General features: G+C 69.1%; 31 protein-coding genes. 9 read left to right on the forward strand and 22 right to left on the reverse strand.

All coding sequences use genetic code 11. From position 1 onward, the window contains the following. Positions 1-2 precede the first annotated feature (2 nt). Together AC1DYP_RS04790 and petA are read right to left on the reverse strand one after the other, a co-directional pair. On the reverse strand, positions 3-1,322 hold the full coding sequence (locus AC1DYP_RS04790; protein ID WP_477035231.1) for a cytochrome b: 1,320 nt from the start codon (positions 1,320-1,322) through the stop codon (positions 3-5). A gap of 5 nt (positions 1,323-1,327) precedes the next feature. Then, a complete protein-coding gene (gene petA / locus AC1DYP_RS04795) occupies positions 1,328-1,879 on the reverse strand; it encodes a ubiquinol-cytochrome c reductase iron-sulfur subunit (RefSeq protein ID WP_477035230.1) in 552 nt (183 codons plus the stop codon). A 204-nt stretch (positions 1,880-2,083) separates the two neighbouring features. Between petA and AC1DYP_RS04800 the strand changes: the two genes are divergently transcribed. After that, positions 2,084-2,542, forward strand: coding sequence for a tRNA (cytidine(34)-2'-O)-methyltransferase (locus AC1DYP_RS04800; RefSeq protein ID WP_477045352.1), 459 nt, complete (start codon positions 2,084-2,086; stop codon positions 2,540-2,542). A gap of 31 nt (positions 2,543-2,573) precedes the next feature. Here the strand turns inward: AC1DYP_RS04800 and AC1DYP_RS04805 are convergent, their stop codons facing one another. Further along, positions 2,574-4,853 (reverse strand): calcium-binding protein, encoded by a 2,280-nt coding sequence (locus tag AC1DYP_RS04805; RefSeq protein ID WP_477045353.1) that lies wholly within the window; start codon positions 4,851-4,853, stop codon positions 2,574-2,576. A gap of 148 nt (positions 4,854-5,001) precedes the next feature. Here AC1DYP_RS04805 and hemF point away from each other — a divergent pair, with 148 nt between their 5' ends. Next, the gene (hemF, locus tag AC1DYP_RS04810; protein ID WP_477045354.1) at positions 5,002-5,886 is read left to right on the forward strand and encodes an oxygen-dependent coproporphyrinogen oxidase; all 885 of its coding nucleotides are present in this window, start codon (positions 5,002-5,004) and stop codon (positions 5,884-5,886) included. Positions 5,887-5,890: 4 nt separating this feature from the next. Here the strand turns inward: hemF and AC1DYP_RS04815 are convergent, their stop codons facing one another. The 8 genes from AC1DYP_RS04815 to AC1DYP_RS04850 form a co-directional block, all read right to left on the reverse strand. Next, a complete protein-coding gene (locus tag AC1DYP_RS04815; protein WP_477045355.1) occupies positions 5,891-6,751 on the reverse strand; it encodes an alpha/beta hydrolase in 861 nt (286 codons plus the stop codon). 7 nt (positions 6,752-6,758) lie between these two features. Further along, the gene (locus AC1DYP_RS04820) at positions 6,759-7,427 is read right to left on the reverse strand and encodes a hypothetical protein (protein ID WP_477035225.1); all 669 of its coding nucleotides are present in this window, start codon (positions 7,425-7,427) and stop codon (positions 6,759-6,761) included. Between the two features lie 84 nt (positions 7,428-7,511). Next, complete coding sequence (locus AC1DYP_RS04825; RefSeq protein WP_477045356.1) at positions 7,512-8,171, reverse strand: Isoquinoline 1-oxidoreductase subunit; 660 nt, start codon at positions 8,169-8,171, stop codon at positions 7,512-7,514. 59 nt (positions 8,172-8,230) lie between these two features. After that, complete coding sequence (locus AC1DYP_RS04830) at positions 8,231-8,926, reverse strand: glutamine amidotransferase-related protein (RefSeq protein ID WP_477045357.1); 696 nt, start codon at positions 8,924-8,926, stop codon at positions 8,231-8,233. A gap of 62 nt (positions 8,927-8,988) precedes the next feature. Next, the gene (locus AC1DYP_RS04835) at positions 8,989-10,242 is read right to left on the reverse strand and encodes a CCA tRNA nucleotidyltransferase (RefSeq protein WP_477045358.1); all 1,254 of its coding nucleotides are present in this window, start codon (positions 10,240-10,242) and stop codon (positions 8,989-8,991) included. Between the two features lie 126 nt (positions 10,243-10,368). Next, positions 10,369-11,016: a CoA pyrophosphatase gene (locus AC1DYP_RS04840; protein WP_477045377.1), complete on the reverse strand. Its 648-nt coding sequence runs from the start codon at positions 11,014-11,016 to the stop codon at positions 10,369-10,371. A gap of 2 nt (positions 11,017-11,018) precedes the next feature. Next, positions 11,019-11,612: a DUF1285 domain-containing protein gene (locus tag AC1DYP_RS04845; RefSeq protein WP_477045359.1), complete on the reverse strand. Its 594-nt coding sequence runs from the start codon at positions 11,610-11,612 to the stop codon at positions 11,019-11,021. 149 nt (positions 11,613-11,761) lie between these two features. Further along, positions 11,762-12,304 carry a GNAT family N-acetyltransferase gene (locus tag AC1DYP_RS04850; protein ID WP_477045360.1) on the reverse strand — a complete coding sequence of 181 codons (543 nt, stop codon included), beginning with the start codon at positions 12,302-12,304 and terminating at the stop codon, positions 11,762-11,764. A 249-nt stretch (positions 12,305-12,553) separates the two neighbouring features. Here AC1DYP_RS04850 and AC1DYP_RS04855 point away from each other — a divergent pair, with 249 nt between their 5' ends. Next, a complete protein-coding gene (locus tag AC1DYP_RS04855; protein WP_477045361.1) occupies positions 12,554-13,840 on the forward strand; it encodes an MFS transporter in 1,287 nt (428 codons plus the stop codon). Positions 13,841-13,989: 149 nt separating this feature from the next. Here AC1DYP_RS04855 and AC1DYP_RS04860 read toward each other — a convergent pair whose 3' ends face one another. After that, positions 13,990-14,481 (reverse strand): N-acetyltransferase family protein, encoded by a 492-nt coding sequence (locus tag AC1DYP_RS04860; protein ID WP_477045362.1) that lies wholly within the window; start codon positions 14,479-14,481, stop codon positions 13,990-13,992. Between AC1DYP_RS04860 and AC1DYP_RS04865 the strand changes: the two genes are divergently transcribed. After that, a complete protein-coding gene (locus AC1DYP_RS04865; protein WP_477045363.1) occupies positions 14,482-14,817 on the forward strand; it encodes a TfoX/Sxy family protein in 336 nt (111 codons plus the stop codon). Positions 14,818-14,821: 4 nt separating this feature from the next. On the opposite strand, the gene AC1DYP_RS04870 is transcribed toward AC1DYP_RS04865, so the two are convergent. The 5 genes from AC1DYP_RS04870 to AC1DYP_RS04890 all read right to left on the reverse strand — a co-directional run bounded on the left by AC1DYP_RS04870 (position 14,822) and on the right by AC1DYP_RS04890 (position 18,424). Further along, positions 14,822-15,682 carry an SDR family oxidoreductase gene (locus tag AC1DYP_RS04870; RefSeq protein WP_477035216.1) on the reverse strand — a complete coding sequence of 287 codons (861 nt, stop codon included), beginning with the start codon at positions 15,680-15,682 and terminating at the stop codon, positions 14,822-14,824. A gap of 109 nt (positions 15,683-15,791) precedes the next feature. After that, positions 15,792-16,757, reverse strand: coding sequence for an SDR family NAD(P)-dependent oxidoreductase (locus AC1DYP_RS04875; protein WP_477045364.1), 966 nt, complete (start codon positions 16,755-16,757; stop codon positions 15,792-15,794). Positions 16,758-16,798: 41 nt separating this feature from the next. Further along, positions 16,799-17,212, reverse strand: a complete 414-nt coding sequence (locus AC1DYP_RS04880) for a DUF3995 domain-containing protein (protein ID WP_477045365.1) — start codon at positions 17,210-17,212, stop codon at positions 16,799-16,801. Between the two features lies 1 nt (position 17,213). Continuing rightward, a complete protein-coding gene (locus AC1DYP_RS04885) occupies positions 17,214-17,984 on the reverse strand; it encodes an enoyl-CoA hydratase (RefSeq protein WP_477045366.1) in 771 nt (256 codons plus the stop codon). Then, positions 17,981-18,424 (reverse strand): MarR family winged helix-turn-helix transcriptional regulator, encoded by a 444-nt coding sequence (locus AC1DYP_RS04890; RefSeq protein ID WP_477035212.1) that lies wholly within the window; start codon positions 18,422-18,424, stop codon positions 17,981-17,983. Before AC1DYP_RS04890 ends, AC1DYP_RS04885 begins: the two co-directional genes overlap by 4 nt. A gap of 138 nt (positions 18,425-18,562) precedes the next feature. Between AC1DYP_RS04890 and AC1DYP_RS04895 the strand changes: the two genes are divergently transcribed. Continuing rightward, a complete protein-coding gene (locus tag AC1DYP_RS04895; protein ID WP_477035211.1) occupies positions 18,563-18,907 on the forward strand; it encodes an ArsR/SmtB family transcription factor in 345 nt (114 codons plus the stop codon). Further along, the gene (locus AC1DYP_RS04900; protein ID WP_477045367.1) at positions 18,904-19,437 is read left to right on the forward strand and encodes an SRPBCC family protein; all 534 of its coding nucleotides are present in this window, start codon (positions 18,904-18,906) and stop codon (positions 19,435-19,437) included. Before AC1DYP_RS04895 ends, AC1DYP_RS04900 begins: the two co-directional genes overlap by 4 nt. Before the next feature lie 55 nt (positions 19,438-19,492). Here AC1DYP_RS04900 and AC1DYP_RS04905 read toward each other — a convergent pair whose 3' ends face one another. After that, positions 19,493-20,578 carry an MBL fold metallo-hydrolase gene (locus tag AC1DYP_RS04905; RefSeq protein ID WP_477045368.1) on the reverse strand — a complete coding sequence of 362 codons (1,086 nt, stop codon included), beginning with the start codon at positions 20,576-20,578 and terminating at the stop codon, positions 19,493-19,495. 118 nt (positions 20,579-20,696) lie between these two features. Between AC1DYP_RS04905 and AC1DYP_RS04910 the strand changes: the two genes are divergently transcribed. Continuing rightward, positions 20,697-22,037, forward strand: a complete 1,341-nt coding sequence (locus AC1DYP_RS04910) for a hypothetical protein (RefSeq protein ID WP_477045369.1) — start codon at positions 20,697-20,699, stop codon at positions 22,035-22,037. Between the two features lie 90 nt (positions 22,038-22,127). Here AC1DYP_RS04910 and AC1DYP_RS04915 read toward each other — a convergent pair whose 3' ends face one another. The 4 genes from AC1DYP_RS04915 to AC1DYP_RS04930 form a co-directional block, all read right to left on the reverse strand. Then, positions 22,128-22,670, reverse strand: coding sequence for a TetR family transcriptional regulator (locus AC1DYP_RS04915; RefSeq protein ID WP_477045370.1), 543 nt, complete (start codon positions 22,668-22,670; stop codon positions 22,128-22,130). 92 nt (positions 22,671-22,762) lie between these two features. Further along, positions 22,763-23,548 carry a pyrroline-5-carboxylate reductase gene (gene proC, locus AC1DYP_RS04920; RefSeq protein WP_477045371.1) on the reverse strand — a complete coding sequence of 262 codons (786 nt, stop codon included), beginning with the start codon at positions 23,546-23,548 and terminating at the stop codon, positions 22,763-22,765. A 310-nt stretch (positions 23,549-23,858) separates the two neighbouring features. Next, positions 23,859-24,365 carry a type III secretion system chaperone family protein gene (locus AC1DYP_RS04925; protein WP_477035205.1) on the reverse strand — a complete coding sequence of 169 codons (507 nt, stop codon included), beginning with the start codon at positions 24,363-24,365 and terminating at the stop codon, positions 23,859-23,861. Between the two features lie 126 nt (positions 24,366-24,491). Next, the gene (locus tag AC1DYP_RS04930; RefSeq protein ID WP_477035204.1) at positions 24,492-24,758 is read right to left on the reverse strand and encodes an accessory factor UbiK family protein; all 267 of its coding nucleotides are present in this window, start codon (positions 24,756-24,758) and stop codon (positions 24,492-24,494) included. Between the two features lie 128 nt (positions 24,759-24,886). Here AC1DYP_RS04930 and lgt point away from each other — a divergent pair, with 128 nt between their 5' ends. Both lgt and AC1DYP_RS04940 read left to right on the forward strand, forming a co-directional pair. Further along, complete coding sequence (lgt, locus tag AC1DYP_RS04935) at positions 24,887-25,795, forward strand: prolipoprotein diacylglyceryl transferase (RefSeq protein WP_477045372.1); 909 nt, start codon at positions 24,887-24,889, stop codon at positions 25,793-25,795. After that, a partial coding sequence (locus AC1DYP_RS04940; RefSeq protein WP_477045373.1) for an SAM-dependent methyltransferase occupies positions 25,782-26,454 on the forward strand: 673 nt, incomplete at its 3' end. The genes lgt and AC1DYP_RS04940, both read left to right, overlap by 14 nt.

The following is a 26,454-nucleotide window of genomic DNA, read 5'->3' on the forward strand; positions in this document are numbered from 1 at the left end:
GATCAGCCCTTCATTTCAGGCGCGGCGGTCGCTTCGGCCGGAGCGGCGGCCGGGTGCGACAGGGCGGGAGAGGCGATGGAATCCGGCACCGGCAGGGTCTTTTCGGTCAGGCCCAGCAGCGGCAGGATCACCAGGAAGAAAGCGAAGTAGTACAGCGCGGCCACGCGGCTGAGCCACACGAAGCTGTTGAGGTCCGAAGACATCAGCTGGAACGTGGTCAGGCCCGGGATGACCTGGTCGTCCGGCAGCTTGGCGCCGCAGACGCCCAGGATGCAGCACGCCACCACGAAGATGAAGAAGTGGATCTTCGCGGTCGGGCGGTAGCGCATCGAGCGCACCTTCGACGTGTCCAGCCACGGCAGGGCGAACAGGCAGGCGATCGCGCCGAACATGGCGAGAACGCCCATCAGCTTGTCCGGAACGGCGCGCAGGATCGCGTAGAACGGCAGGAAGTACCATTCCGGAACGATGTGCGACGGCGTCACCAGCGGGTTGGCCGGGATGTAGTTGTCGGCGTGGCCCAGGGCGTTGGGCATGAAGAAGACGAACCAGGCGAAGAGGATCAGGAAGACGCTCATCGCGAACCCGTCCTTCACCGTCGCGTACGGGGTGAAGGGCAGGGTGTCGGCCTTCGACTTGGGCTCGACGCCGGTCGGGTTGTTCTGGCCCACCACGTGCAGCGCCCAGATGTGCAGGATCACCACGCCGGCGATCATGAAGGGCAGCAGGTAGTGCAGCGAGAAGAAGCGGTTCAGGGTGGGGTTGTCGACCGCGAAGCCGCCCCACAGCCAGGTGGTGATGCTCTCGCCGACCAGCGGCAGGGCCCCGAACAGGTTGGTGATCACGACCGCGCCGTGGAAGCTCATCTGGCCCCAGGGCAGGACGTAGCCCATGAAGGCCGTGGCCATCATCAGCAGGTAGATCACGCAGCCCAGCAGCCACAGCACTTCGCGCGGCGCCTTGTAGGAGCCGTAGTAGAGGCCGCGGAGCATGTGGATGTAGACGGCGATGAAGAACATCGACGCGCCGTTGGCGTGCATGTAGCGGATCAGCCAGCCGTAGTTCACGTCGCGCATGATGTGCTCGACGCTGGCGAAGGCGTGGTCGGCGCTCGGCGTGTAGTGCATCACCAGGATGATGCCGGTGATCAGCTGCGAGGCCAGGCACAGCGACAGGATGCCGCCGAAGGTCCACCAGTAGTTCAGGTTACGCGGCGTGGGGTAGTCGACAAAGCTGTCGTAGCCCAGGCGCACGATCGGCAGACGGGCGTCGAGCCAGCGCTCGAAACCGGTCTTGGGTTCGTAGGTCGAATGTCCGCTCATCTCGCTTAACCGATCTTGACCTTGGTGTCGGACAGGAAGGCGTACTCCGGAACGATCAGGTTCTTCGGAGCCGGACCCTTACGGATACGACCCGAGGTGTCGTAGACCGAGCCGTGGCACGGGCAGAACCAGCCGCCGTACTCGCCGCCGCCGAAGGTCGGGACGCAGCCGAGGTGGGTGCAGTTGCCGCCGACGATCAGCCACTGGGACTTGCCCGGCTTCACGCGCGCCGAATCCTTTTCGGGATCCTTCATCGACGCGCCGTCGTCCGCGACCGCCTTGGCGATCTCGGCCTTGGTGCGGTTACGCACGAACAGCGGCTTGCCGCGCCACTTGACGACGACCTGCTGGCCTTCGCCGACCTTGGTCACGTCGAACTCGATCGAGGCCAGGGCCCGCGTATCGGCGGCGGGGTTCATCTGGTCGATGAACGGCCACGCGATCGAAGCGGCGCCCCCTGCGGCGACCGCGATCGTCGCGATGTAAATGAAATCCCGGCGGCTGGGGTCTTCCCCATGCGCCGGATCAGTTTTTGCGCCCACGGCGGTGTCGGCCACCCAAGTCACCCTTCGATGCCGCCGCGCCGCCAAAGACGGCCCGGCCTGGAGAAACGCCTGTCGGCGCATACTGTCTGGACCCGCGAACGGGTCTTCGCCACAAGAGGCAAAAGCGGATCGTCCTATCGGACGCGCGGACGAAGTCCGCAAGCCCTTTCGATTCGCAGCAAATGCCCCTGCTGGCTCTATGGTGGTTCGCTTAGAATGCGGCTCGCGCTTTTTCAACCCGGCATTCCTCAGAACGTGGGCGCGGCGATCCGTTTGGGCGCCTGCCTGGGCGTGGGGCTGGACGTCATCGAGCCGTGCAGTTTCCCTTTGGACGACAAGAGCTTGAAGCGCGCGGCCCTGGATTATGGTCCGTTGACGCACATGATCCGCCACGCGTCGTGGGAAGCGTTCCTTGCCGCGCCCGAACGTCGCGAGGGCCGATTGCTGCTGTTCACCACCAAGGCGACGGCGCTCTTCCACAAGTTCGACTTTCAGGCAGGCGACACCCTGTTGTTCGGCAACGAAAGCCGCGGCGCGCCACCGGAGGTTCATGACGCGGCCTTCTCGCGCCTGACGATCCCCCTGCGGCCGGAGGCGCGGTCGATGAATCTGGCGACCACCGCCGCCATGGCCCTCGGCGAGGCCCTGCGACAGACGGACGGGTTTCCGACCTGAACCCCGCCCGCCCCGCCGACCCTGATCGAACTCAATAGAAGAAGAACAGCCCGGCGTTCAGATCGGCCAGGGTGACGCCGGTGAGGTGGACCTCGTTCGCGGCGCCCAGATCGATGACCAGGCCCGTCGCACTGTCATGGGCGTGGGCCGTCAGCGTCGCGAAATCGACGATACCTGAGCCGTTGGCGTTGGTCTGGATTCCGATGGTGTCGTGGTCCGCGCCAAAGGCGTCGAAATCGCCGATCGTATCCACGCCCGACCGCGCGTCGAACGCGAAGATGTCCGAGCCCGCGCCGCCGTACAGGGCGTCGTCGCCGGCGCCGCCGACGAGGCGATCGTCTCCCGCCAGGGCGTAGATCACGTTGCCCCCGCCGTCCCCGTAGAGGTTGTCGACCTGATCCGTCGCGACCAGTCCCTCGATCGAGATCAGTTGGTCGCCCGACGCCGTCAGGCCGTTCTGGAGATCGACGATGACGCCGTCGGCCAGATCGTCGAACCGCGCCAGGTCGAAGCCCGCGCCGCCGTCCAGCAGGTCGCCGCCGATGCCGCCGTACAGGTGGTCATTGCCTGAACCGCCCAGCAATTGATCATCGCCCAGGAGGCCCTTGAGGACGTCGTCGCCCCCCTGGCCGTACAGGATGTTGCCGGTCAAGTCGCCGATCAGCGTGTCGGAGAAGCCCGAACCCACGACGCTTTCGATCGAGACATAGCTGTCGCCCGCGGCGTCGCCCGCCGTGCCCCTTTGCCCCAGGTCGACGGAGACGGCGGCGCCTGCATAGTCGTAGCGGACCAGATCCAGGCCCTCACCGCCGTTCACGTTGTCCACGCCGCCCGACAGATAGAAATGATCCGCGCCCGCGCCGCCGTTCAGGATGTTGCGTACCAGACCCGCCTGGATGACGTCGTCCCCGTCCTGGCCGAAAATCTGGCTGCCGTTGTCGCCGCCCGTGATGAAGTCGTTGAACGCCGACCCGACCACGCCCTCGATTTTGACATAGATGTCGCCCGCCGCCCCGCCACCGCCAAACCCAGAGGCCAGGCTCACCTGGACGGCCGAGGTTGCGTCGTCATAGCGGACGAGGTCGAAGCCGAAGCCGCCGTCGAGCTGGTCCGCGCCCGCGCCGCCGTACAGGTGATCGTTGCCGTAGTCTCCGAACAGCTGGTCCGCGCCATCGCCGCCCAACAGCACGTCGTCGCCGCCGCCGCTGGACAGGATGTCGTCGCCGCCGCCTCCGGCCAGGCGATCGGCCAGACCCCCGGTCAGCACCGTCTCGTTGCTCGCGCCGCCCAGGAAGTCTAGGGCGAGCGTGAAGCCGGTGAACGTCTCTATGTCCGTGAAGTGCAACCCTGGCTCGCTGGCGGCGGCGTTCACGTTCAGGACGATCGGGCCCTGCAGGAAGAGCGGCAGCTCGAACGCCACGGTGTCCGAACCCGCGCCGCCGGCGATCGTCAGGCCCTTGGTCAAGGTCCCCGGGCTGGCCGAGACATGGATGACGTCGTCGCCATTTCCGCCCCCGACGAAGGTCAACTGCTGAGCCTCGCCGCTCGGCGCGGCGTCGAGGGAAATCTGGTCGTTCCCGTCGCCCGCGTTGACTTCCAGATCGCCGAAGTCGGCGGCGATCGTGTCGTCTCCGGCCTCGCCGGCGTAATAGTCGGCGCCGTGCATCCCCTGCAGGCTGTCGTTTCCGTCGCCGCCGTAGAGCCAATCGTGCCCCGCCGAACCCCGGATGATGTCGTCGCCGCCGTCGCCGTACAGGTGATCCACGCCGCCGTCGGCGTCGTAGCCGAGCGAGATCGACCCGCCTCGCAGCACGTCGGCGCCGTCGCCGCCATGGATGGTGTCGTTGCCCAGCGAGCCCACGAGAATGTCGTTGCCGCCGCCGCCGGCCAACTGGTCGTCACCGCCGCCGCCCAGCAGCATGTTGGCGTTGTCGTTGCCGGTCAGCCTGTCCGCGCCGGTCCCGCCGACGATGTCCTCGATGTCGATCAGGGTGTCCCAGCCCCAACCCGTGTTCTGCTGGCCGGTCAGGGTCAGATTGACGGTCACGCCGCTGGTCGCGTCGCCATAGTCGGCGACATCCCCGCCGTTGACCGAGATCTCGGCGGTGACGTTCGTCTGGTTGACCAGCAGGGAGGGCGCGCGCTCGCCTCCCGTACCGCCATCCAGCACGTCGTCGCCCGCGCCGCCCCGGAGCGAATCCAGGCCGCCAAGCCCCGAGAGGCTGTCGTTGCCGCCGCCGCCGTCGATCGAGTCGCCGTCGCTTGTTCCAACCAGGACGTCATCGCCCGGCGTTCCCGAGATCAAAGCCATGAGAACCCCCGCATACCGAACTTTCGACCTAACAAGACCAGGACCGCCGGGTCCAGTCCTGGTTAGCGGGCGGCGCCCCGGCTACGCACAAACGCTTAGGCGCCCATCCCGATTTGCACGGCGCGACGGAAGCGCTTAAGCCGCCGACATGACCGACCTTTCTTCCTCCCCTGTCGACCTCGACGGCAAGAAAGCCACCGCCCGCGCCTGGTTCGAAAACCTGCGCGACCGGATCTGCGCGGAGTTCGAGCGCCTGGAGGACGAGGCCCCCGCCGAGCTCTATGCCGGCGAGCCGGGCCGTTTCGCGCGCAAGCCCTGGAATCGCGACGCCGGCGGCGGCGGGGTGATGTCGATGATGCACGGCCGCCTGTTCGAGAAGGTCGGGGTGCACGTCTCGACGGTGTTCGGGACCTTCACGCCCGAGATGGCCAAGACCATGCCCGGCGCCGACGAGGATCCCCGGTTCTTCGCCACCGGGATCAGCCTGATCGCCCACATGCGCAATCCGCGCGTGCCGGCCGTGCACATGAACACCCGCTTCATCGCCACCACGAAAAGCTGGTTCGGCGGCGGCGGCGACCTGACCCCCCTGCTCGGCTATCAGCGCCAACAGGACTTCCCCGACGCGATCGACTTCCACGCCGCCTATCAGCGCGCCTGCGACGCCCACGATCCGGCCTGGCACGCCAAGTACAAGGCCTGGTGCGACGAGTACTTCTTCCTGCCCCACCGCAACGAGCCGCGCGGGATCGGCGGAATCTTCTACGACCATCACGACAGCGGCGACTGGGCCCGCGACTTCGCGTTCACGCAGGACGTCGGCAAGGCGTTCCTGGAGATCTACCCCACCCTGGTCCGCCGCCGGATGGGCGAGGCCTGGAGCGCCGAGGAGCGCGAGCAGCAGTTAGTGCAGCGCGGCCGCTATGTGGAGTTCAACCTGCTCTACGACCGCGGCACGATGTTCGGCCTGAAGACCGGCGGCAACGTCGAGTCGATCCTCAGCTCGATGCCGCCCGAGGTGAAGTGGCCGTAGAGGCCTAAGGCGCCGGCGGCCAGGACGGCGCGCCGCCTGCCAGGAAGCGCGCCGCGAACTTCGCCACCTGCCCTTGGCTGGGCTTGTCGGGGATCGTGGCCTTGCCGGGCGGAAAATAGTTGCCGTGGTCGTACTTCAGGTCGTCGGCGACCGTGAAGCCCCAGGCCTTGGGGCTGCGGGTGCGCGGCCACTTGGCGCCGTAGCGGCCCAGCGCCCCGGCCATGTCGTCGTCCTTGTCGCCGAAGAAGACGTGGCCCGCCCAGTCGCCGATCGGATAGGCCAGCTTCAGCACCATGTCCTGCAGCGAGGCCAGGTAGGTCAGATGGCCGCTGTTGGCGACGGCGGTGTTGTAGGGCCGCTCCAGGCAGTCGGCGTCGGTGGCCGCGGCCGTCAGGCAGACGCGCGAGGCCTTGCGGCTCAACCCCGCCACCGCCTCCAGCGTCAGCCGGCCGCCCAGGCTGTGGGACAGGAAGCAGAAGTCGGCGGCCCCGCGCAGGGTGGTGTTGGCGAACCGGGCCACGGCCTTGCCGCCGTTGACCGCGTCGCGCCACTCGCCCGGATAGTTGATCGCCGGGATGATGAAGTCGCCGGGCCACAGCACCCCGACCATCAGGAAATGCGGCGGCAGCAGCGGCGCCAGCTTGTCCTCCAGCCGCGCCAGGGAGCACAGGCCGCTGGCGTAGGACACGTTGAAGCCGTGCACGGTGAAGACCAGGGTGCGCCCCGCCACGCGCTGGGCCGCTTCGCTGGGGGTCAGCGACCTCATCAGCGGCTTGGCGGCCTTGCCGTCGCCCTCGATCAGGTAGGGATCCTTGCGCAGGCCGCCGCCGACCGCCTCGTAGCGCAGGTTCAGGTACAGGCTCATGACCGCCTCAGCTGTCGCGCGGCCGGACCGCCCGGGCGCTGGCCGTCAGCGCGCTGACCAGATCCTTGGCGATCGGCGCGATCGGCACCGCCAGCAGGCCGATCAGCGCCGCGATGCGCGGATCAATGGGCTCGGCCGGCGTCGACAGCAGGATCCCGGCCGTCACCGCCAGCACCACCGCGACCAGGCCGGACAGCGCGCGGGCGGTGTTGCGATAGGCCTGTTCGGCCAGGTCGAAGGCCGCGTCGAGGTGCGCTTCGACCGCCGCCTCGACCCTCCCGATCAGGTTTATCTCGGCCTCGCTGAGCGCCGAGCCGGCGGTCAGCTTGCCGGCGGCCTTGCCCAGGGCCGCGGCGTCGACATTGCCGATCACCGCCAATTGGCCCGCCGTGTCGGGATTGAGGCCCAGCCGCAGCAGCGACCGGATCACGCCGATCTGGTCGTCGCGGTCGCGGCCGTTGATCCAGTGGGCCATGATCACGGCCTCCCACTGGTCGCCGGCGGCGCGGACCAGGACCTTGTCGAACATCCGCAGGACCTTGCGGATATGGCCGAAGCCGATGCGCGAGACGCCGCCGCCGGGCACGGCCTTGAGGGCGTCGACCAGGGCCATCGCGGCCAGGCCCAGACCGCCCATGGCGGCGATCGTCGCGATCACGTCGTCGAACTTGTCCATCAGCCTCCCCTCTTATTGTTCAGGGAAGATACGCCAATTACAAGCCTTGCATACCGACGTTATGCAATCGATCCGTGCACTGGATCAGGCCTTGGGACACTTGGCTCCGGTGTCGATCCAGGCCTTCACCAGCTCGCCGAACCGCGCCTGGGTGCCCGGCGCGGGCAGGCGGCCCTCGCCGGGATTCCAGGCCCAGCCGACCAGGCGATCCTCGGCCATGTGGTGGTGCAGTTGCGCCAGGTTCTTGCCGCCGTTGCGGGCCGGGTCCTTGATCTGGGCGCAGATCGCGCCCAGCGACTTGCCCTGCCAGGCCATCTCGACCGGGGCCAGGGCCCATTTCGGGTCGCCGGGGATCGACTTGATGTCCACGCCCAGGGTGGGGACGTTGGCGGGGCCGTGGCACGAGCTGCACGGCATGCCCACCGGCCCGTGGCCGCTCTGCCCCCCGACCATCGGCGGATTGTGCGCATGGCGGTCGTCGCCCTGGGTCGGGGCGCGCTGGACGGGGTGGCAGTTCATGCAGCGCGGACTGTTGATCACCTTGCCGGCCTCGGCGAACAGGGCCAGCGAGCGGGCGGCCGGATCCTGGATCGACACGAAATCGGCGGCGCTCTTCAGGGTCTCGGGCGGCGGCGCGGCCGCCGTCCCGGCGACGACGGGCGGCGCGGCGGCGCGAACGCTGGACAGCAGCGCCCCGCCGGCCATCAACGAACCGGCGACGAGCACGACGGTGACAGCTCTCATGATCCTGGACTCCCGCGTTTCAGCCGGAACGGCTGAGCTGCGGTCCAGGTTGCCAGAATTCAGCCGTTGCGAGTGAGAAAGGCCTCGATCCAGCCAGCCACCCGCAGCCGGTCGTTGGCCCCGCCGAGGCTCGCGATCGCCGCGTCGGCCTGGGCGTCGCTGAACCGGCTGCCGCGCCGGGCCTCGATCAGGGCCCGCGCATAGGCCGGGTCGAACTCGGGATGGAATTGCATCGAGATCGCGGGCCGGTCGTCATAGACCAGGATCCCGGCGGGGGTGAAGGCGCTGCCCGCCACGGCCCGGGCGGCCGGGGGGATCACGATCACCTGGTCCTGGTGCGAGGCGGGAACGGCGGCCTTGGCGTCGCCGTCCATCCAGGGTTGGGCTTCGGCGACGTCATAGACATGCAAGCCCACGCCCCAGCCCTTGTCGGATTTCACGACCTTGCCGCCGAACGCCTCGGCCATGATCTGGTGGCCGAAACAGACCCCGACCAGAGGCTGGTCGCGCGCCTCGACCAGGAAGGCCTTCAGCGGCGCGATCCACGGCAGGTCGTCATAGACCCCGGCCGCCGAGCCGGTGACGACATAGGCGTCGCACTCGGCAGGGTCAGCGGGCAGGACGCCGGCCTGGACATCGTAGGTGACATAGGCGTGGCCGGGGCCCAGCAGGTCCTGGAACATGGTTCCGTAGCGGCCGAACTCCAGCTGGAGCTGTTCCGGCGGTTCGCCGGTCTCGAGCAGGCCGATCTTCATGGGCAGGAGCCTCCAACGCGTCGACGTCAGCTATAGGCAAGCGCCCCGCGCCCTTCGAGGCCCTAGAACACCATCCCCTGCGCGACCGCCTTCAGCCGTTCGATGGCCGAGAACTTGTCCTCGATGAAGTCCTGGTCGATCCACCAGATCTCGACCTCGCGCATCACCTCGCCGACCATCGGGCCCTTGGGCACCCCGGCCTTCAGGATCTCTTCCCCGGTCAAGGGGAAGGCCGGCGGGGTCCAGCTTTCGCCCAGGGCCAGCAGGCCGCGCCATTGCGGCGTGGTGGCGGTGCGGCCCGCGGCCGCCCAGGCCAGCTTGACCCGGTCGCTGAAGGTCTTGAGCCCCAGGGCGTAGACCGCCCGGCGGGTCTCGCGCGGGCTCATCCAACTGACGATGCGCGGCGACTTGCCGACCGCCTCGACCAGCCTCTCCTTCAGGGCGTTGGACAGCCGCAGCCGCTCGGCCATCTGCTCGGCGAGCTTGGGATCGTCGGGGATCAGGGCCGCCAGGCGCAGCTCGGGGTCGTTCTCGAACAACTGCTCGGTCTCGATGGTCATCAGCCCCTCGAAACGGGCCAGGGACTTCACGGACGGCAGGATCGAGGACAGCACGCTGGTGGCCGCCATCAGCCGCAGGGCGGCGCGCGGATCCTCGGCCGCCAGCAGCTTCAAGAGCTCCTTCTGGGTGCGCTCGGCGGCGCGGCCCTCGACCATGCCCTTCAGCGCCTTGCAGGCGGCCAGGGCCTTCTGGTCGGCGTCGCCCTTGCCGTACCAGGCGTGGAAACGGAAGAACCGCAGGATGCGCAGATAGTCCTCGCGGATGCGTGTCATCGGATCGCCGACGAACACCACCCGCCCGTCGCGCGCGTCGTTCACGCCTTCGCCGGTCGGGTCGTACAGCCGGCCGTGGATGTCGACATAGAGGGCGTTGAAGCGGAAATCGCGGCGCTCGGCGTCCTGGTCCCAGTCCTGGGTGAACGACACCACCGCCCGGCGGCCGTCGGTCGAGACGTCGCGGCGCAGGGTGGTGATCTCGTAGGGGCGGCCGCTGGAGATGGCCGTGACCGTGCCGTGGTCGACGCCGGTGGGGATGGCGCGCAGGCCCGCCTCGCCCAGCGCCTCGATCACCTGGTCGGGGGTCAGGGTGGTGGCGATGTCGATGTCGTCGATGGGCTTGCCCATCAGGGTGTTGCGCACGCAGCCGCCCACGAAGCGCGCGCAGCCGGGGAAGCCCCGCGCTTCGAGCGCCGCGATCACGGCCTGGGTTTCCGGCAGCGCCATCCACGGCGCCACGCCTATCGTCTCGGTGTTCACGCTGTCCCCCACGGTACGCCACACGCCCCGGCGAGCGGGGCGACGCATTTCAGACGATTATCGCGGGGGAACAAGCCCGTTGATAACCTTAACCATAGATTTTTCCGTGGTTTACGCTGGGTGAGCCTAGGTCGGCTCGGGCGTTTCGTCCGGCGCGTGCAGACGCTCGTACAGCCCCCGCAGCATGCCCGCCGTCGCCCCCCAGATGAACCGTTCGTTCCAGGGCATGGCGTAGAAGAACCGCCGCTCGCCGTCCGGCAGGTCGCGATGCTGGCGCTGATGGTTGCCAGGATCCATCAGGAACGAGAACGGCGTCTCGAACACGTCGGCCACCTCGTCGGGGCTGGGTTCGACCGTGGCGGCCGGGTCGATGAAGCCGACCACCGGCGTGACGTGGAAGCCGGTCACCGTGCGGTAGCCGTGCAGCAGGCCGGCCAGGGTGACGAACTTCGGATCGAGGTTCACCTCTTCCTGGGCCTCGCGCAGGGCGGTCTCCCACGGCGTTTCGCCCGGGTCGCAGCGGCCGCCGGGAAAGGCGATCTGGCCGGTGTGGCTGCGCAGGGTGTCGGCCCGGCGGGTCAGCAGCACGGTCATGCCCGCCTCGCGCTCGACCAGGCCCACCAGCACGGCGGCGGGGCGCAGCGCATGGGGATTGTCGGGCCGCAGGTCGGGATTGAGGTCGAAGTCCGAGCGCGCGGCGTCCAGGCTGGGGTCGTAGGCGTCGATCGGATCCAGCTTGCTCGTGATCCATGCCCGCCGCTCGTCACGGGTCATGGTCACGATCGATGCGCCCCGGCCGGGGCGATCGGGAACCAGGCGCCGTTCGAGGCCACGCCTAGGCGCGGCCCCTCGGGCGTGTCGCGCTCGGCGGCCAACTCGGCCAGCTCGTAGAACACCGGCCGGGCGATCAGCGCCTCCAGCCCGCGCCGCACGTGCAGATAGGGCCGGGGCTCGCCGGTCGCCGGATCGGTCTCGACCCGGATGGCGTTGTCGGGGCCCGCCTCGACCACGTCGCCGACATTGGTCTCGAAGCGAAGCGTGTCGCCGACCCCATCCTTACCTGGAAGGAAGTCCACCCGCGTGGCGATGAAGGGCGCGTCCTCGACCTGGATCTTCAGCTTCTCGACCGGCGTGACCAGGTGATAGCCGTCCGGATCGAGTCGCAGCACGGTCGAGAACAGCCGCACCAGCGCCTCACGGCCGATCGGCGTGCCTTCGTGGAACCAGACCCCGTCCTTGCGGATGCGGATGTCGATGTCGCCGCAATGCTCCGGATGCCACAGGTGCACCGGCGGCAAGCCGCGCGCGCCCGCTTCCTTGGCGGCGGCGGTGACGCCTGCGAGGCCGGAAGGTGTGGGATCGACGGTCATGGGTTTCAGGTAGGGCAAGCCGGCCTTTGGCTCAAGGCTCGCCGGCCCTCCCCCTGTGGGGGAGGCGATCGCGAGGCGATCGGTGGGGGAAGTTTTTGGATCGACGGTCCAGGACCCTGCCTATTGCCGATCGCTCCCCCCTCCGTCGGCTACGCCGACACCTCCCCCACAGGGAGAGGAATGCGGATCGGACCCACCAGGCCTGCGTCGCCGCCCTCGACCAGCGCCTTGACCAGCACCCGGCGCTGATCGGCCGGACCGGGCATGGTCGCCTGGGCGGCGGGCTCGGCCGAGAAGCCGACGCGGTCGAAATAGGGGGCGTCGCCGACCAGCAGCACCGCACGCCAGCCGGCCTTGGCGGCCGCCTGGCAGGCGGCTTCGACCAGGGCCTGGCCCAGGCCGTGGCTGCGCTCGTCGGCGTCGACCGCCAGCGGGCCGAGGAAGGCGACGCTCGTACCGCCCACCGTGACTGGCCAAAGACGCACGCTGCCGATCACCCGACCTTCCAGCAGGGCCACGAACGAGCAGTCGTCCAGCTTGTGGTTGCCCTCGCGCAGGCGCTCGGACGACTTGGCGAAACGGCCGGGGCCAAAGGCGCGATCGACCAGCACCTCGACGGCGCGGGCGTGCTCGGGACGCTCGATCAGGATGGAGGGCAGCAGCGGCGAAGGTGCGACAGCGGAAGACGACATGGGCGCTTAACGATCCGAAACACGAAAAGGGGACATAGCCCCGGATCGTGACGCGGCCGAGACGGCCGCTTCCGGGGCGTTCAGACGCGGACTCCGGTCCGCGCGGCGCAGATTCGTCGCATGGCGGCGCTTTCCTTCCGTTGGAGGGGCGCGAAATAGGGCCTAGGGCGCTTGGCGTCAATGAAATCAACTGTCGCATCAAACAATCTCAATTGCGGTGACGCTCGCTCGGGGACATGGTCCGCCGCGATGACCGACCTCCCCCCCGATCCCGACTCCGTCCCTTCGGCCATCGAAGCGACGGACACCTCGATGCGTGCTCTGCTGAAGCAGACCGACTTCGTGTTCTTCTGGGCCGCGCGCTTCGTCGCCACCCTGGCCGTGCAGATCCAGGCCGTGACGATCGGCTGGCAGGTCTACACCCTGGCCCGCGAGACCGGACATAACGAGGGCCAGGGGGCCTTCCTGCTGGGCATGGTGGGCCTGGCCCAGTTCATCCCGCTGTTCTTCCTGACCCTGACCGCCGGCGAGACCGCCGACCGCCATGACCGCAAGGCGATCATGACCGCCGCCATCGGCGTCGACATCCTGTGCGCCGGGGGCCTGGGGCTGCTGGCCTGGTCGGGACACACCGCGCTGTGGCCGATCTTCGCCATCGCCGTGCTGTTCGGGGCCGGCCGCGCCTTCCTGTCGCCGGCCTCCAGCGCCATGGGACCGATGCTGGTGCCGCGCCCGCTGCTGCCGCGCGCCATCGCCTGGAACTCGCTGTCCTGGCAGAGCGCCTCGATCATCGGCCCGGCCCTGGGCGGTTTGCTGTGCGCCGTCTCGCCGGCCACGGCCTTCGGGGCGTCGGTGGGCCTGTTCCTGATCGGCGGCCTGCTGCTGACCTTCATCCGCCAGTCGACCAAGCCAGTCGTGCAGCCGGGTTCGCGCTGGACCCTGATCAAGGAAGGCCTGGCCTATACCTGGCGCAACAAGATCGTCTTCGGCTCGATCTCGCTGGACCTGTTCGCCGTGCTGCTGGGCGGGGCCACGGCCCTGCTGCCGGTCTTCGCCCGTGACGTGCTGCACGTCGGGGCCGAGGGCTTCGGGATCCTGCGCGCCGCCCCCGCCGTGGGCGCGACCCTGGTGGCGATCGTCCTGGCCAGCCATCAGATCCGCCGCCGCGCGGGCCTGCTGATGTTCGGCGCCGTGGCCGTGTTCGGCGCGGCGACGGTGGTGTTCGGCCTGTCGCAATGGGTCTGGCTGTCGGTGGCCGCCCTGGTGGTGCTGGGCGGGGCCGACATGGTCTCGGTCTATATCCGCCAGACCCTGGTGCAGCTGGTCACGCCAGACCCGATGCGCGGCCGCGTCGCCGCCGTGTCGGGCCTGTTCATCAGCGCCTCCAACGAGCTGGGCGAGTTCGAGAGCGGCGTCGCGGCGCGGTTCCTGGGCCCGGTCGGCGCGGCGGTGTTCGGCGGCGTCGGGGCGCTGATCGTCACCGGCGCGTGGGCCAGGATGTTCCCGGAGCTGCGCAAGGCGGACCGGCTGGAGTAGGGCTGAGCCTCTGTTCCAAACTCTCGTTGTCATCCCGGACGAGCGCGCAGCGCGAAGATCCGGGATCGACGCGTGAACTCAGCGCTTCCGGCGGTCCCGGATCGGCGGCCCTGCGGGCCTTGTCCGGGATGACAAGCGTTGTTGGTGAGTTAGCTGCTAGCCAGCTTCCGCAGCGCCTCGCCCGTCATGCGCCGCACGACCCACTCGTCCATCGTCGCCGCGCCCAGGCTGTCGTAGAAGGCGATCGACGGGGCGTTCCAGTCGAGCACGGCCCATTCCAGCCGGCCCAGGTTCTCGTCCACGCAGCGCCTGGCCAGGCCGGCCAGCAGCGCCTTGCCCGCGCCGGAGCCCCGGGCGTCGGGCCGCACGAACAGGTCCTCCAGATAGATCCCGTGCCGGCCGACGAAGGTCGAGAAGTTGTAGAACCACAACGCGAACCCCACCGGCGCGCCGTCAATCTCGGCGATGTCGCAGAAGGCCTTGGGATTCTCGCCGAACAGCGCCACCGTGACGTCGTCTTGCGTCGTGCGCACGTCGTCGAGCATCTTCTCGTACTCGGCCAGGTCGCGGATGAACCGCAGGATCAGGGCGCTGTCCTCGGGGACGGCCGGCCTAACAGAGACATTGGCGGCGACGGGCATATGGCGGTCTCTTCGGACTATCTGGATTTCGTGCTCGAACAGCTGGCCCCTGTCGGGCCGCTGACCTCGCGCAAGATGTTCGGCGGAGTCGGGCTCTACGCCCAAGGCCTGTTCTTCGCCCTGGTCGACGACGACACCCTGTACCTCAAGGGCGACGAGGCCCTGCGCCCCGACTTCGAGGCGGCCGGCAGCACCCAGTTCGCGCCGTTCGGCATGAGCCCCATGGCCTATTGGACCGCCCCGGCCGCGGCCCTGGACGATCCCGACCTGATGGTCGACTGGGCGCGGAAATCGATCGCGGTGGCGGCGGCGCGGAAGACGCGGCCCCCGCGCTGATCGGTCAGCCGATCACCACCCCCGGCGGCGGAACGCTGTCCTCGGGCACGAAGAAGTCCGGCATCAGGGTGGCGGTCGGGTCCACGCGGTATTTGTCGAAGTCGCGCTCGCCCTCGCCGTACAGGAACGTGTCGTCGATCACGAACTGGCCGGTGAACTCGCGCGACGGCTTGAGGAACATCGCGTGGGCCGCGTCGGCCATGATCTCGACCGTGCGGCAGTGCTTGAGGCCTTCCTCGCCGGTCAGCGCGAACTGGATGGCGGCGGTGGCGATGGCGGTGCGCGGCCACAGGGCGTTGCAGGCCACGCCGTCGGCGCGGAACTCCTCGGCCATGCCCAGCATGCACAGGCTCATATTGTACTTGGCCATCGAATAGGCGACGTGCGGCGCGAACCAGCGGGGCTTGATGTCCAGCGGCGGCGACAGGGCCAGGATGTGCGGATTGGCCGACTTCTTCAGGTGCGGCAGGCAGATCTTCGAGGTCAGGAACGTGCCGCGCCCGTTGATCTGGTGCATCAGGTCGTAGCGCTTCATGTCGGTCGACAGCGTGCCCGTGAGCGAGATCGCCGAGGCGTTGTTCACGCAGATATCGATCCCGCCAAACGTCTCGACCGCCTTGTCGACGGCCGACTGGACGCTGGCCTCCTCGCGCACGTCCACCACAAGCGGCAGGGCCTTGCCGCCGGCCGCCTCGATCTCGGCGGCGGCGGTGTAGATGGTGCCGGGCAGCTTGGGATGGGCCTCGGCGGTCTTGGCGGCGATGACGATGTTGGCGCCGTCGCGGGCCGCGCGCAGGGCGATGGCCAGGCCGATGCCGCGCGAGGCGCCGGTGATGAAGAGGGTCTTGCCAGCTAGGCTGCTCATGCTTCTGCTCTCGATGCGGTTCTGGCCGGAACGGCGCCGGCCCGGGCGATCACACGGTGGACGGGACCCTGATCCTTCGGCGTGGACCCGGCAAGGCGGATGATCGGCGTCAGCCCCCCGCGCCCGTGGTCTCGACCGACAGGGCCCAGAGGCGGTCGGCGGCCTCGGGGTCCAGGGCGTGGGGCATGACGCCGGACCAGGGATGCTCCTTGCTCCACGGAACGGCCTGGGCCAGGTCTTCCAGATAGAGGCCGCCGGTCCCGTCCAGTTCCGCGCCGACGGCCGCCCAGACGCTGGTCGAAGCGCCCTGGGCGGGGGTCTTGAAGCCCTCGCGGGGATTGCCGTCGTCGTCGAGCCAGCCCATCGCCTTCTGCTCCTCGATCGGCAGGTGGCGCTGCAGGGGCGTGAAGATGCCGCCGGGCATCACGGCGAAGGCGCGCACGCCCTGATCCTTGAACCGCTTGTCGAAGCCCACCGCGAACAGGGCGTTGGCGGTCTTGGCCTGGCCGTAGCTCTCCCACTTCTCGTAGGGGTGCGAGCGGAAGTGCGGGTCGTCGAAGTTCATCGGCGCGCGGCGGTGGCCGATCGACGACAGCGACACCAGCCGCGAGCCCCAGCCCGACCTGGCGCCGGCCACCAGGTTCGGGGCCAGCAGCACCGACAGCAGGAAGTGGCCGAAGTGGTTGGTGCCGATCTGCATCTCCAGCCCGTCCTCGGTGTAGGCGAGCGGGCAGGCCATGACCCCGGCGTTGTTGATCAGCAGGTTCAGCGGGCGGTCGCCCCAGCGCTCGGCGAAGGCCCGGATCGACTTGAAGCTGGAAAGGTCCAGCATCGACCAGCTGACCTTGCCCTTCGCCGTCTTCTGGAGATCGGCGACGGCGGCCTCGGCCAGATCGGGCTTGCGGACGGCGATCACCACCTCGGCCCCAGCCTCGGCCAGGGCGCGGGCGGTCTCGATCCCGATGCCGGTGGCGCCGCCGGTGACGATGGCGACCTTGCCGGTCAGATTCTGGCCGGCCACGACCTCGCGAGCGTCGGTGTAGGGCCCGAAGGGCGACTTGATGCGATCGGCCATGATGTTTCGCTCCCGTTCGATTTTTATCGTTGTGTCGGACGCTACAGCTGCAGAACCAAAATCCCCAAGGCGATCGCCAGGCACAGCGGCCCGTAGGCGCGGCGATTGAGCGTCGCGAACGGCGTGCCCTCGGCATAGCGGAAGACGGGCGGGACGTAGGTCGCCAAGCCCCGGCCGGCGAAGACCGCGAACAGCAACCAGCGCGCGGCCTTCAGCCAGCCGTCCCAGGGCGTCGAGCTCAGGGTCGCGGCGACCAGAGCGCCGCCCGCCGCCAACGCCAGGGCGACCCCCGCGGAGGCCAGGAATCCCGGCGCGCGCATGCCGCGGGTGCGCCCCACCACGTGCTCGACCATCGAGGCCTCGTCATGGCCCGGCCAGCGACCGCCCAGCCCCCAATAGAGGTGGACGCCCGCCAGGGCGAACAGGGCCGCCGCCACGATCAGGGCCAGGGCCACCTCACCCGACCTTGCTGAAGTCCGGCGCGCGGCGCTCGGCGAAGGCCATGAAGGCTTCCCGCGCCTCGGCGGTTTGCAGGCGCTGGCCGAACAGCTCGCCTTCCCTGTCCATCAGGGCCGAGATCGTCTCGGCGTCGCGCATCAGCGACTTGGTGGCCGTCAGGGCGCCCAGCGGACGCTTGGCCAGTTGGTCGGCGGCGGCGCGGGCCTTGGCGCGCAGGTCGGCCAGCGGCACGCAGGCGTTGGCGATGCCCCAGGCGGCGGCTGTCTCGCCGCTGACCGCCTCGCCCAGGGCGAACATGGCGTAGGCGCGGGCGTGGCCGATGCGGGCCGGCAGCAGCAGACTGGAGGCGGCTTCCGGCACCAGGGCCAGGTTGACGAACGGCACGGTCAGCTTGGCGTCGGGGCTGGTATATACCAGGTCGCAGTGCAGCAGCATGGTCGTGCCCACGCCCACGGCCTGGCCCTGGACGGCGGCGACCAGCGGCCGCTTGGCCTTGGCCAGGTTCTTCAGGAACCGCATCACATGGCGCTCGCCGGTGAAGGCGCCGGTGGCCTGGGCGGTGAAGTCCTGCAGGTCGTTGCCGGCGCTGAAGCTGTCGCCGTCGGCCTGGAACACCACCACCCGCACGGTCGGCTCGCTCTCGGCCCGCTCGAGGCTGTCGGCCAGCACGCCGTACATGGCGTTGGAGAGCGCGTTCTTCTTGTCCGGACGGGCCAGGGTGATGGTCATCACGCCGGCGTCGACGGCGACCTGAACGTGATCAGTCATGAGGGGTCTCCTTTGGGGAACTTCGATTGCAGGCTGGTCAGCCAGCGCGACACCACGGCGATCTCGTCGTCCGTGAAGCCTTCGGTGAGATGGGCGTTCAGGCCCTCGACCCCGGCCTTGGCCTCCTCGCGGGCCGTCTCGCCATGGGGCGTCAGGTGCAGGCGGAAGGCGCGGCCGTCCTTGGGGTCGGGCCGGCGCTCGACCAGTTCGGCGCGGACCATGCGGTCGACCAGGCCGGTCATGGCCGAGGGGGCCAGGTCCAGGGCCTCGGCGGCCTCGCCGATCAGGGCGCCGTCCTTCTGGCCCAGCACGAACAGGGCCCCGGACTGGGCGGCGGTCAGCCCGCCCTTGGCGGCCATCTTGGCCTCGACATAGCGCTGCACCCTGCGGTGCGCGACGTTGAGCAGGAAGACGAGGCGGCGATCGGGGGGCGTGCTCATGGCGGGCAAGATTATAGTTCGCGCACGAAATATCAAACGATTGTTTCGGCCTCATGTAGAAATTATTCAACCAGATGGTTGACTCTTTGCGGGCCGACCTACACATTCAACCACATGGTTGAATTACTTGCCCCTCAGTTGGACACCGTCTTCCATGCCCTCGGCGACGCCACCCGTCGCCGGATGCTTCGCGAACTGGCCAACGGCGAACGGACGGTGGGCCAGCTCGCCGAGCCCTTCGCGATCTCGCTGGCGGCCGCCTCCAAGCACATCAAGGCCCTGGAGAACGCCGGCCTGATCCAGCGCGAGGTCCGCGGCCGCACGCACCTGTGCCGCCTGGAGCCCGGCCCGCTGGCCGGCGCCCACGAGTGGCTGAACTTCTACGAACACTTCTGGACCAGCCGTCTCGACGTGCTCGACCGGCTCCTCCGCGAGGAGGACGCCCGCAAGACCCCGCCCACCAGACAAGGAGACGACCAATGACGGAACTCGCGACCCTGGACGCCTATGGCGAACTGATCGAGCCGATGACCCTGAAGATCCAGCGCCTGCTGCCCGGGCCCGTCGATCGCGTCTGGGCCTATCTGACCGAGAGCGAACTGCGCCGCCAATGGCTGGCCTCGGGCCAGATGGACGTGAAGGCCGGCGCGCCGTTCACCTTCACCTGGCGCAACGACGAGCTCAGCGACCCGCCCGGCCGCCGCCCCGACGGCTTCTCCGCCGAACACAGCCTGGAAAGCCGCATCCTCGACCTGGAGCCCGGCCGCAAGCTCACCATCGCCTGGAACACCGGCGAGGTGTCGTTCGAGCTGGAGCCCGCCGGCGACAAGGTGCTGCTGACCGTCACCCACCGCCGCGCGCCCGACCGCACCACCCTGCTCAATGTCAGCGCCGGCTGGCACACCCACCTGGACATCCTTGTCACCAGGATCAGCGGCAAGCCGCAGACGGCGCCGTTCTGGGACGCCTGGACCCGGCTCAAGGCCGAGTACGACAAGCGCCTGCCGGCCTGAGGCCGACACAGGTCGGGACTACGGATGGGGACAGGCGCATGCGCCCGTCCCCATTCTAGTGTTCGGCGGACCGGTACCAGTTCACCCCGTCCGCGTCCGCCTCGCGAACCGCAGTCCCCCGCCCGATCAGGCAGTTGAGGTGGGCCAGGGCCTCGCCGGTGGCCATGCCCAGCAGGTCGGGACCGATCGGCCGCGCGAACAGGGCGCCGAACACGTCGACGGCCCGCTTGGGTTCCGAGAGCTTGCCCTCCAGCCGCCCCAGCCCGCGCTCGTGGCCGCCGATCAGGTGGTCGATGCGGGCGTGCAGCCCCCGGAACGGGTCGTTGTGGGCCGGCAGGACCAGCACCGTGTCCGGCACGGCCGCCTTCACCTTGGCCAGCGAGGTGATCCAGTCGGTCAGCGGATCGGCGTCCGGCTCGGTCGGATGCACCGAGACGTTGGACGAGATCCGGGGCAGCACCTGGTCGCCGGAGATCAGCACGTCCAGCTCCGGGCACCACAGGCAGGCGTGGTCGGGCGAATGGCCCTGGCCCGTCACCACCCGCCAGTCGTGGTCGCCGATGCGGAAGGTCTCGCCGTCGGTCATCCGGCGATAGCTGTCGGGCATCTGGTAGATCGCCTTGCCGAAGCCCCCGAACCGGGCCTTGTAGTTCTCGATCGCGTCGTCGTCCCAGCCGGCGGCGTGGAAGAACCGCACCCCGTCCTCGGGCGCCTCGCGGCCTGTGTCGGCCACCAGCATCCGGCACTGGAAGTATTCCAGCCGGGTCATCCAGAGCCGGACGTCGAACTTGCGGGCGATCCAGCCGGCCAGGCCCACATGGTCGGGATGGAGGTGGGTGCAGATCACCCGGGTGACCGGCCGGCCGTCCAGCGCCCCGGCGAACGCCGCCCGCCAGGCCTGCGAGGTCTCCTTGGTCTGCAGGCCGGTGTCGACCACCGCCCAGCCCTCGCCGTCGGCGATCGCCCAGACATTGATGAAGCCCAGAGAGCCGCCCAGCGGCTGGCGCAGCCACAGGACGCCCGGCGCGACCTCGACGGCCTGGCCCGAACCCGTCTCCGGCGTCGCTTCGAACGGATAGACCAGCCGTGGACGGCGTGGTTCGGGCGTTTCGGGCGCGTCTTCCTCGATCCCGTCTCGCATCTGCGTCCTCCGGTCACAGCCATCGTCATGATTGCGCCCCCGTCGGACGACATCTTGACCCTTGATGCAAGCGGGCCTTAAGTCCGCCGCGAGGAATTTACCCCAGGAGACATCCCCCATGAGGCCTATCGCGATCGGCTTGACGGCCGCCCTCGCGCTCGCCGCGCTTATCCCCGCCACCGTGATCTCGGCGGCGAAGGAAAAGGAAAAGCCGGCAGCCGTCGACGCCAAGGCCCGCGAGGCCGGCATGAAGGCCACGCCGGACCTGATCAAGGCCGCCGGCGTTTCGTGCACCGTCACGGACGCGCGCCTGATCGGCAACGACAAGAAGTCGGCCACCGACTACTACGAAGTCGCCTGCCAGCAAGGCATGGGCTTCGCGGTCGTCGCCAAGAAGGACACGCCGCCGCAGACCTACAGCTGCCTGGAAACCGCCGGCGCCGGCGCCGACGGCAAGCCCAGCGCCCTGCTCTGCGTCCTGCCGGGCAACGCCGACCCCAAGGCCGGCCTCGCGCCCTACCTGGCCAAGACCAACACCGCCTGCGAAATCCAGAACGCCCGCGCCATCGGCGCCGGCGCCAAGAACGCCTATTTCGAAGTCGCCTGTAAGGGCGGCGTCGGCTACGTCATCCAGACCGCCAGCCCGGTCAACATCGACCAGGAAGTCGTCGCCAACAGCTGCCTGCTGTACGAAGAAGGCGGCACCGTCAGCTGCAAGCTGACCGACAAGGCCACCCAGCTGAGCATCGTCGACACGCTGAACACGGCGGCGGGCAAGAACTGCGCGATCAAGGACAAGCGCTACATCCTCAGCACCAAGACCGACAACTACTTCGAAGTCGCCTGCCAGGACGGCAAGGGCTACGTCTACCAGCAGACCGCCACCACCGGCGCGTTCGCCAAGGCCATCGACTGCGCCCAAGCCGGCTTCGTCGGCGGCGGCTGCACCCTGAGCGACGCCGTGGCCGCCCAGACCGAGCAGGCCGGCCTCTACACCAAGCTGGCCACCAAGGCCGGCTTCGACTGCAAGGTCGAGAAGTACGGCATGCTGCCCAGCAACGATCCCCGCAAGGAGATCGTCGAACTGAAGTGCTCCAACCGCCCCGACGGCGGCATCGGCATCTTCACCGCCAGCAGCAACATCGTCTACGACTGCATCACCTCGGAAATGAACGGCTACCGTTGCAGCTTCACCAAGCCGGACGCCGCCTTCTCGCGCCTGACGAACGACCTGAAGTCGCTGGGCAAGGGCAGCTGCACCGTCTCGGGCGCTCGCATCATCGGCCAGACCGCCACCGACGGTTATGTCGAAGTGGCCTGCTCGGACGGCCTGCCCGGCTGGGTGATGGCCTATCCGCTGAACACCACCGCGCCGCACGCCAAGGAAGTCCTGTCCTGCCTGCAGGCCAAGGGCGTGGGCGGCGGCTGCAAGCTGCCGACCAACGCGACCAAGAGCTGATCGGGCGCATAGCCTGAACGAAAGAAGCCCGCCGGGAGCGATCCCGGCGGGCTTTTTTCTTTGGCGCGGATTGGGAGGCGGCTCGGGGGATCAGAACCCCGCCCCGACCTTCTCCAGGCTCGAGGCCATCTGCTTCAGGCGCTTGTCCAGCTCGGCCATCGTGCGGTTCAGCGCCCCTTCGTCGTCGCGCCAGACCTGCAGGGTGCGGCCCCAGACCGCCGACATCGCGGTCAGCCGAGCCGGCGTGGCGTCGACGCCGGCGGCTTCCAGGACGGCGCGGGCGGTCCGGGGGAAGCGCAGGGCCGAGACCACCAGGCTCTCCGAGCGGCTGATGGCGATCAGGGCGGCGCGGTGCGGCTCCATCGCCTCGATCCGGGCCATGGCGGCGTCGAACAGGCGATCGTGCGTGGTCGCGTCGTCGGCCGAGGCCGTGGCCAGGGCGGCGCGGTCGAAGCGGGTCGCCAGGTGGTTCAGCACCGCCCCCTTGCCGTCGGCCCGCGAATAGAGCTCAGCGAACGGAACCTCGGCCTTCAGGGCGATGTCGCGCAGGGTGATCTGCGTCCACGGCCGGTCGGCGGCCAGGGCCAGGGCCGCGGCGGCGGCGCGATCGAGGATGTCTTCGGCGGCGGTCATGGCTGCTGAAATGGCGGGTTCTGGCCCCGCTTACAAGAACCCTCTCCCACGGGGAGAGGGGACGTGCGCCTGTCCCCAATCCGGGCAAGGGTTTACCCGCCCAGCTCCACCGACCGCTTCACGGCGGCGTCCAACGCGCGTGGCAGCAGGTCTCCAAACCCGCCCTCGCCCATCAGCACGCCCAGCGCCGCGGCGGTGGTGCCGCCCGGCGAGGTGACTTGCCTGCGCAGTTCGGCCGGCTCCTCGCCGCCCCGGCCCAGCAGGGCCGCCGCGCCGACGATGGTGGCCCGCGCCAGCTGGGCCGAAGCGGCCGGGTCGAGACCCTGGCCCGCGCCCGCCGCCTCCAGCGCCTCGATAAAGGCGTAGAGATAGGCCGGGGCCGAGCCCGACACGGCGGTCGCGGCGTGCATCAGTTCCTCGTCGTCGAGATCGACCGTCGTGGCGACCGGGTCGAGCAGGGCGTGGGCGCGGGCCCTGGCCTGCGCCGTTTCGGCGAAGATGCTGGCCGTGCCCAGGCCGATGGCGACGGCGGTGGTCGGCATCACCCGGGCCACGGCCCGGCCGCCGAACGCGGCGGAGATGTCGGCGGCGCGCACCCCGGCGGCGATCGAGACGATCACCGCGTCGGGAGCCAGGTGCGGAACGACGTCGGCCACGGCCTCGCGCCAGATCTGCGGTTTCACGGCCAGCAGCACGGTCTTGGCAACGGACAGGGCTTCGAGCGGCGGATTGACGGCCGCGCCAGGAAAGGCGCCGGCGTCGACATGGGGATCACGGACGATCAGGTCGGCGGCGGCGAAGGCCCCTGCCTTGGCCCAGCCCTCGATCAGGGCCCCGCCCATGCGTCCAGCGCCGAGGAGGAGGATGGGGGTGGTCATGGGCGGCTCCGCTGAACTGGACGCCGCTTGCTAGCAGGTCACGCGGGCGGCCGCACCCGCCAAGGCGGAGAGACCTGTCGAAGCTCTAGGATCGCCACCCACGGATGTCGCAACCGCCGTCGGGTCTCATCTTGATCACGACTTCATGCGGATTGAGGCCCTTGGCGATCGCCCCGCATTCCGCTGGGTCCTTCTCGCGCCGTACGTATGAGGGCCCCTGCGACAGATGCTGGCACCCGCTCACGACCGTCGAGACCGCCAGGCATGCAATCCAGATGGCGCTTCCGCGAGGCATCTGGACCGCCGGACCTTAAGCTTGGCCTACGGTCTCGAACATGCAGGCGGCCATGGCCTCGTCGGGGGTCTTGGCGCCGTGCAGCAGGAAGTCGAAGGCGGGATAGAAGCGGTCGGCGGCTTCCACGGCGGCGTCGATCATCGAGGCGGCCTGGGCCATGGTCGGGCGCTCGCCGGCCGGCAGGGCCAGGGCGTGGCGGAACACGACTTCGCCGTCGTCGGTCCAGACCTCGAAGTGGCCCAGCCAGACGCGCTGGTTGATCATCGACAGCAGTTCGTAGGCGGCGGGGCGCTTGGTCTTGGTGGCGCGCAGGTCCAGCGACAGGCACAGCTGCAGGCAGTCGGCCTCGGGCCGCCAGGCGAACCACAGCTCGTAGTCTTTCCAGTCGCCGGTCAGGGCGAAGGCCAGGTCGCCGTCCTCGGTGCGGTCGAACGTCAGGTTCTCGGCCGCAAGGACGTGCTCGACGACCTCGAGGGGATCCATCGCCAGCAGGACGTCGTCTTCTTCCGGTTGGGTGTCCATAAGAACCTTTGGCCCCCGGGGAGGGACAGGCCGTGGGGCCCGTCCAAATCACCCACTCAAGGGACTCTAATCTGCTTCGCGGGCGGCGTCACAACCGCCTTCACGCTGAACGGGAACGAAACTCGCCTATTCGGCCGCGTTATCGCTACCAGCGGCGGCCTTCTTGGCCGGGGCTTTTTTGGCCTTCAGCTCGGCGACTTCGGCTCGAAGCGCCGCCACTTCCGCCTTCAAGGCCTCGAAATCGTCGCGCCGGATCAGGTCGAACTCGGCGGCTAGGCGATCGGCCTGGGCCCGCATCGCCGTCTTGGCTTCCTCGCCGGCGGTCTGGGCGATGCCCATGGCGGCCTGGGTCAGCTTGGCGAATTCGTCGAGGAAGGGGTTTTGGCTGTGCATCGAGATTCCCAAAGCGCCTCGGGGGCGCGGCGCGGTTCGTCGCTGGCCTTATATGGGAAACGAGGGATGAAAGCGAAGTGGGAACGCGGTAGAGGTGCGACCATCTGTCCGTCCGGAGCGCTCGCGGCGTGATCTTCCCCGACATCGACCCCATCGTTCACATCGGCCCCTGGGCGCTGCAATGGGGTCCGCTGGCCCTGCGCTGGTACGCCCTGGCCTATGTCGCCGGCATCCTGCTGGGCTGGCGCTACGCCGTCGTCCTGGTGCGCGACGCCAAGCTGTGGGGCGGCCACAAGCCCACCGCCACGCCAGTGCAGATCGACGACCTGGTGCTGTGGATCACCCTGGGCATCATCCTGGGCGGGCGGATCGGCTACGTGCTGTTCTACATGCTGATGAACGCCGACCAGCGGGCCGGACTAGCGGCCAACCCGCTGGCCGTCTTCAAGATCTGGGAGGGCGGCATGTCCTTCCACGGCGGCTTCCTGGGGGTGTGCGCGGCGATCGCGCTGTTCGCCCGCCAGCAGAAGATCGACATGCTGAAACTGGGCGACCTGGTCGCGCCGGTCGTGCCGATCGGCCTGTTCTTCGGCCGCTGCGCCAACTTCATCAACGGCGAGCTGTGGGGCCGGGCCACCGACCATCCGTTCGGCATGATCTTCTGCAACCGCACGATCCAGGCGGCGAACGGCGGCTCGTGTCCCGCCGGGCCCGAACCGCGCCATCCCAGCCAGCTCTATGAAGCGGCGCTGGAAGGCGTGGTGCTGTTCCTGATCCTCAGCTTCGCGGCCTACAAGCTGAAGTGGCTGCAGCGTCGGGGGGCGCTCGTGGCGACCTTCCTGATCTGCTACGGCCTGTTCCGGGCCCTGCTCGAGAACGTGCGCAATCCCGATCACGGCATGCCCGACTTCCCGCTGGGCCTGACCATGGGGATGATCCTGTCGATCCCGATGCTGCTGGTCGGCGCCTGGCTGCTGTGGCGGGCCCTGCGCGAGCCGGCTCCCGTCCCCGTCGCGGAAGATCATGAGCCTGCTTGACCGCCTGCGGGCCCAGATCGCCCAGGACGGCCCGATCAGCGTCGCCGAGTACCTCACCCGCTGCCTGCACGACCCGCGCGACGGCTACTACGCGACGCGCCCGGCGCTGGGCGAGGGCGGCGACTTCCTGACAGCGCCCAGCGTCAGCCAGATGTTCGGCGAGCTGATCGGCCTGTGGATCCTGGAGACCTGGACCCGCATGGGCCGGCCCGCGCCGGTGCGGCTGGTCGAGATGGGCCCCGGCGACGGGACGCTGATTTCCGACATCCTGCGGGCCGCCAGGCTGCTGCCCGAATTCCTGGACGCCGCCGACCTGTGGCTGGTCGAGGTGTCGCCGCCGCTGCGCGCGGTCCAGGCCGCGAAACTGACGCCCCTGACGCCCAGCTGGGTCGACCGCCTGGAAGCTGTGCCGGCCGGCGCGCCGCTGATCCTGGTCGCCAACGAAGTGCTGGACTGTTTGCCGGCGCATCAGTTCGTGCGGACGGCCGGCGGCTGGGCGGAGCGGATGGTGGGACTGGATGAGAAGGGCGAATTGGCGTTCGGCCTGAAGCCCCTAGGCCCTCCCCCTGTGGAGGAGGCGACCCGAAGGGTCGGTGGGGGGAACCYGCCGAGCCAGCAAACTCCCCCCTCCGTCGATCTTCGATCGACACCTCCCCCAC

This window comes from Caulobacter sp. P1_D6, from assembly GCF_056406095.1.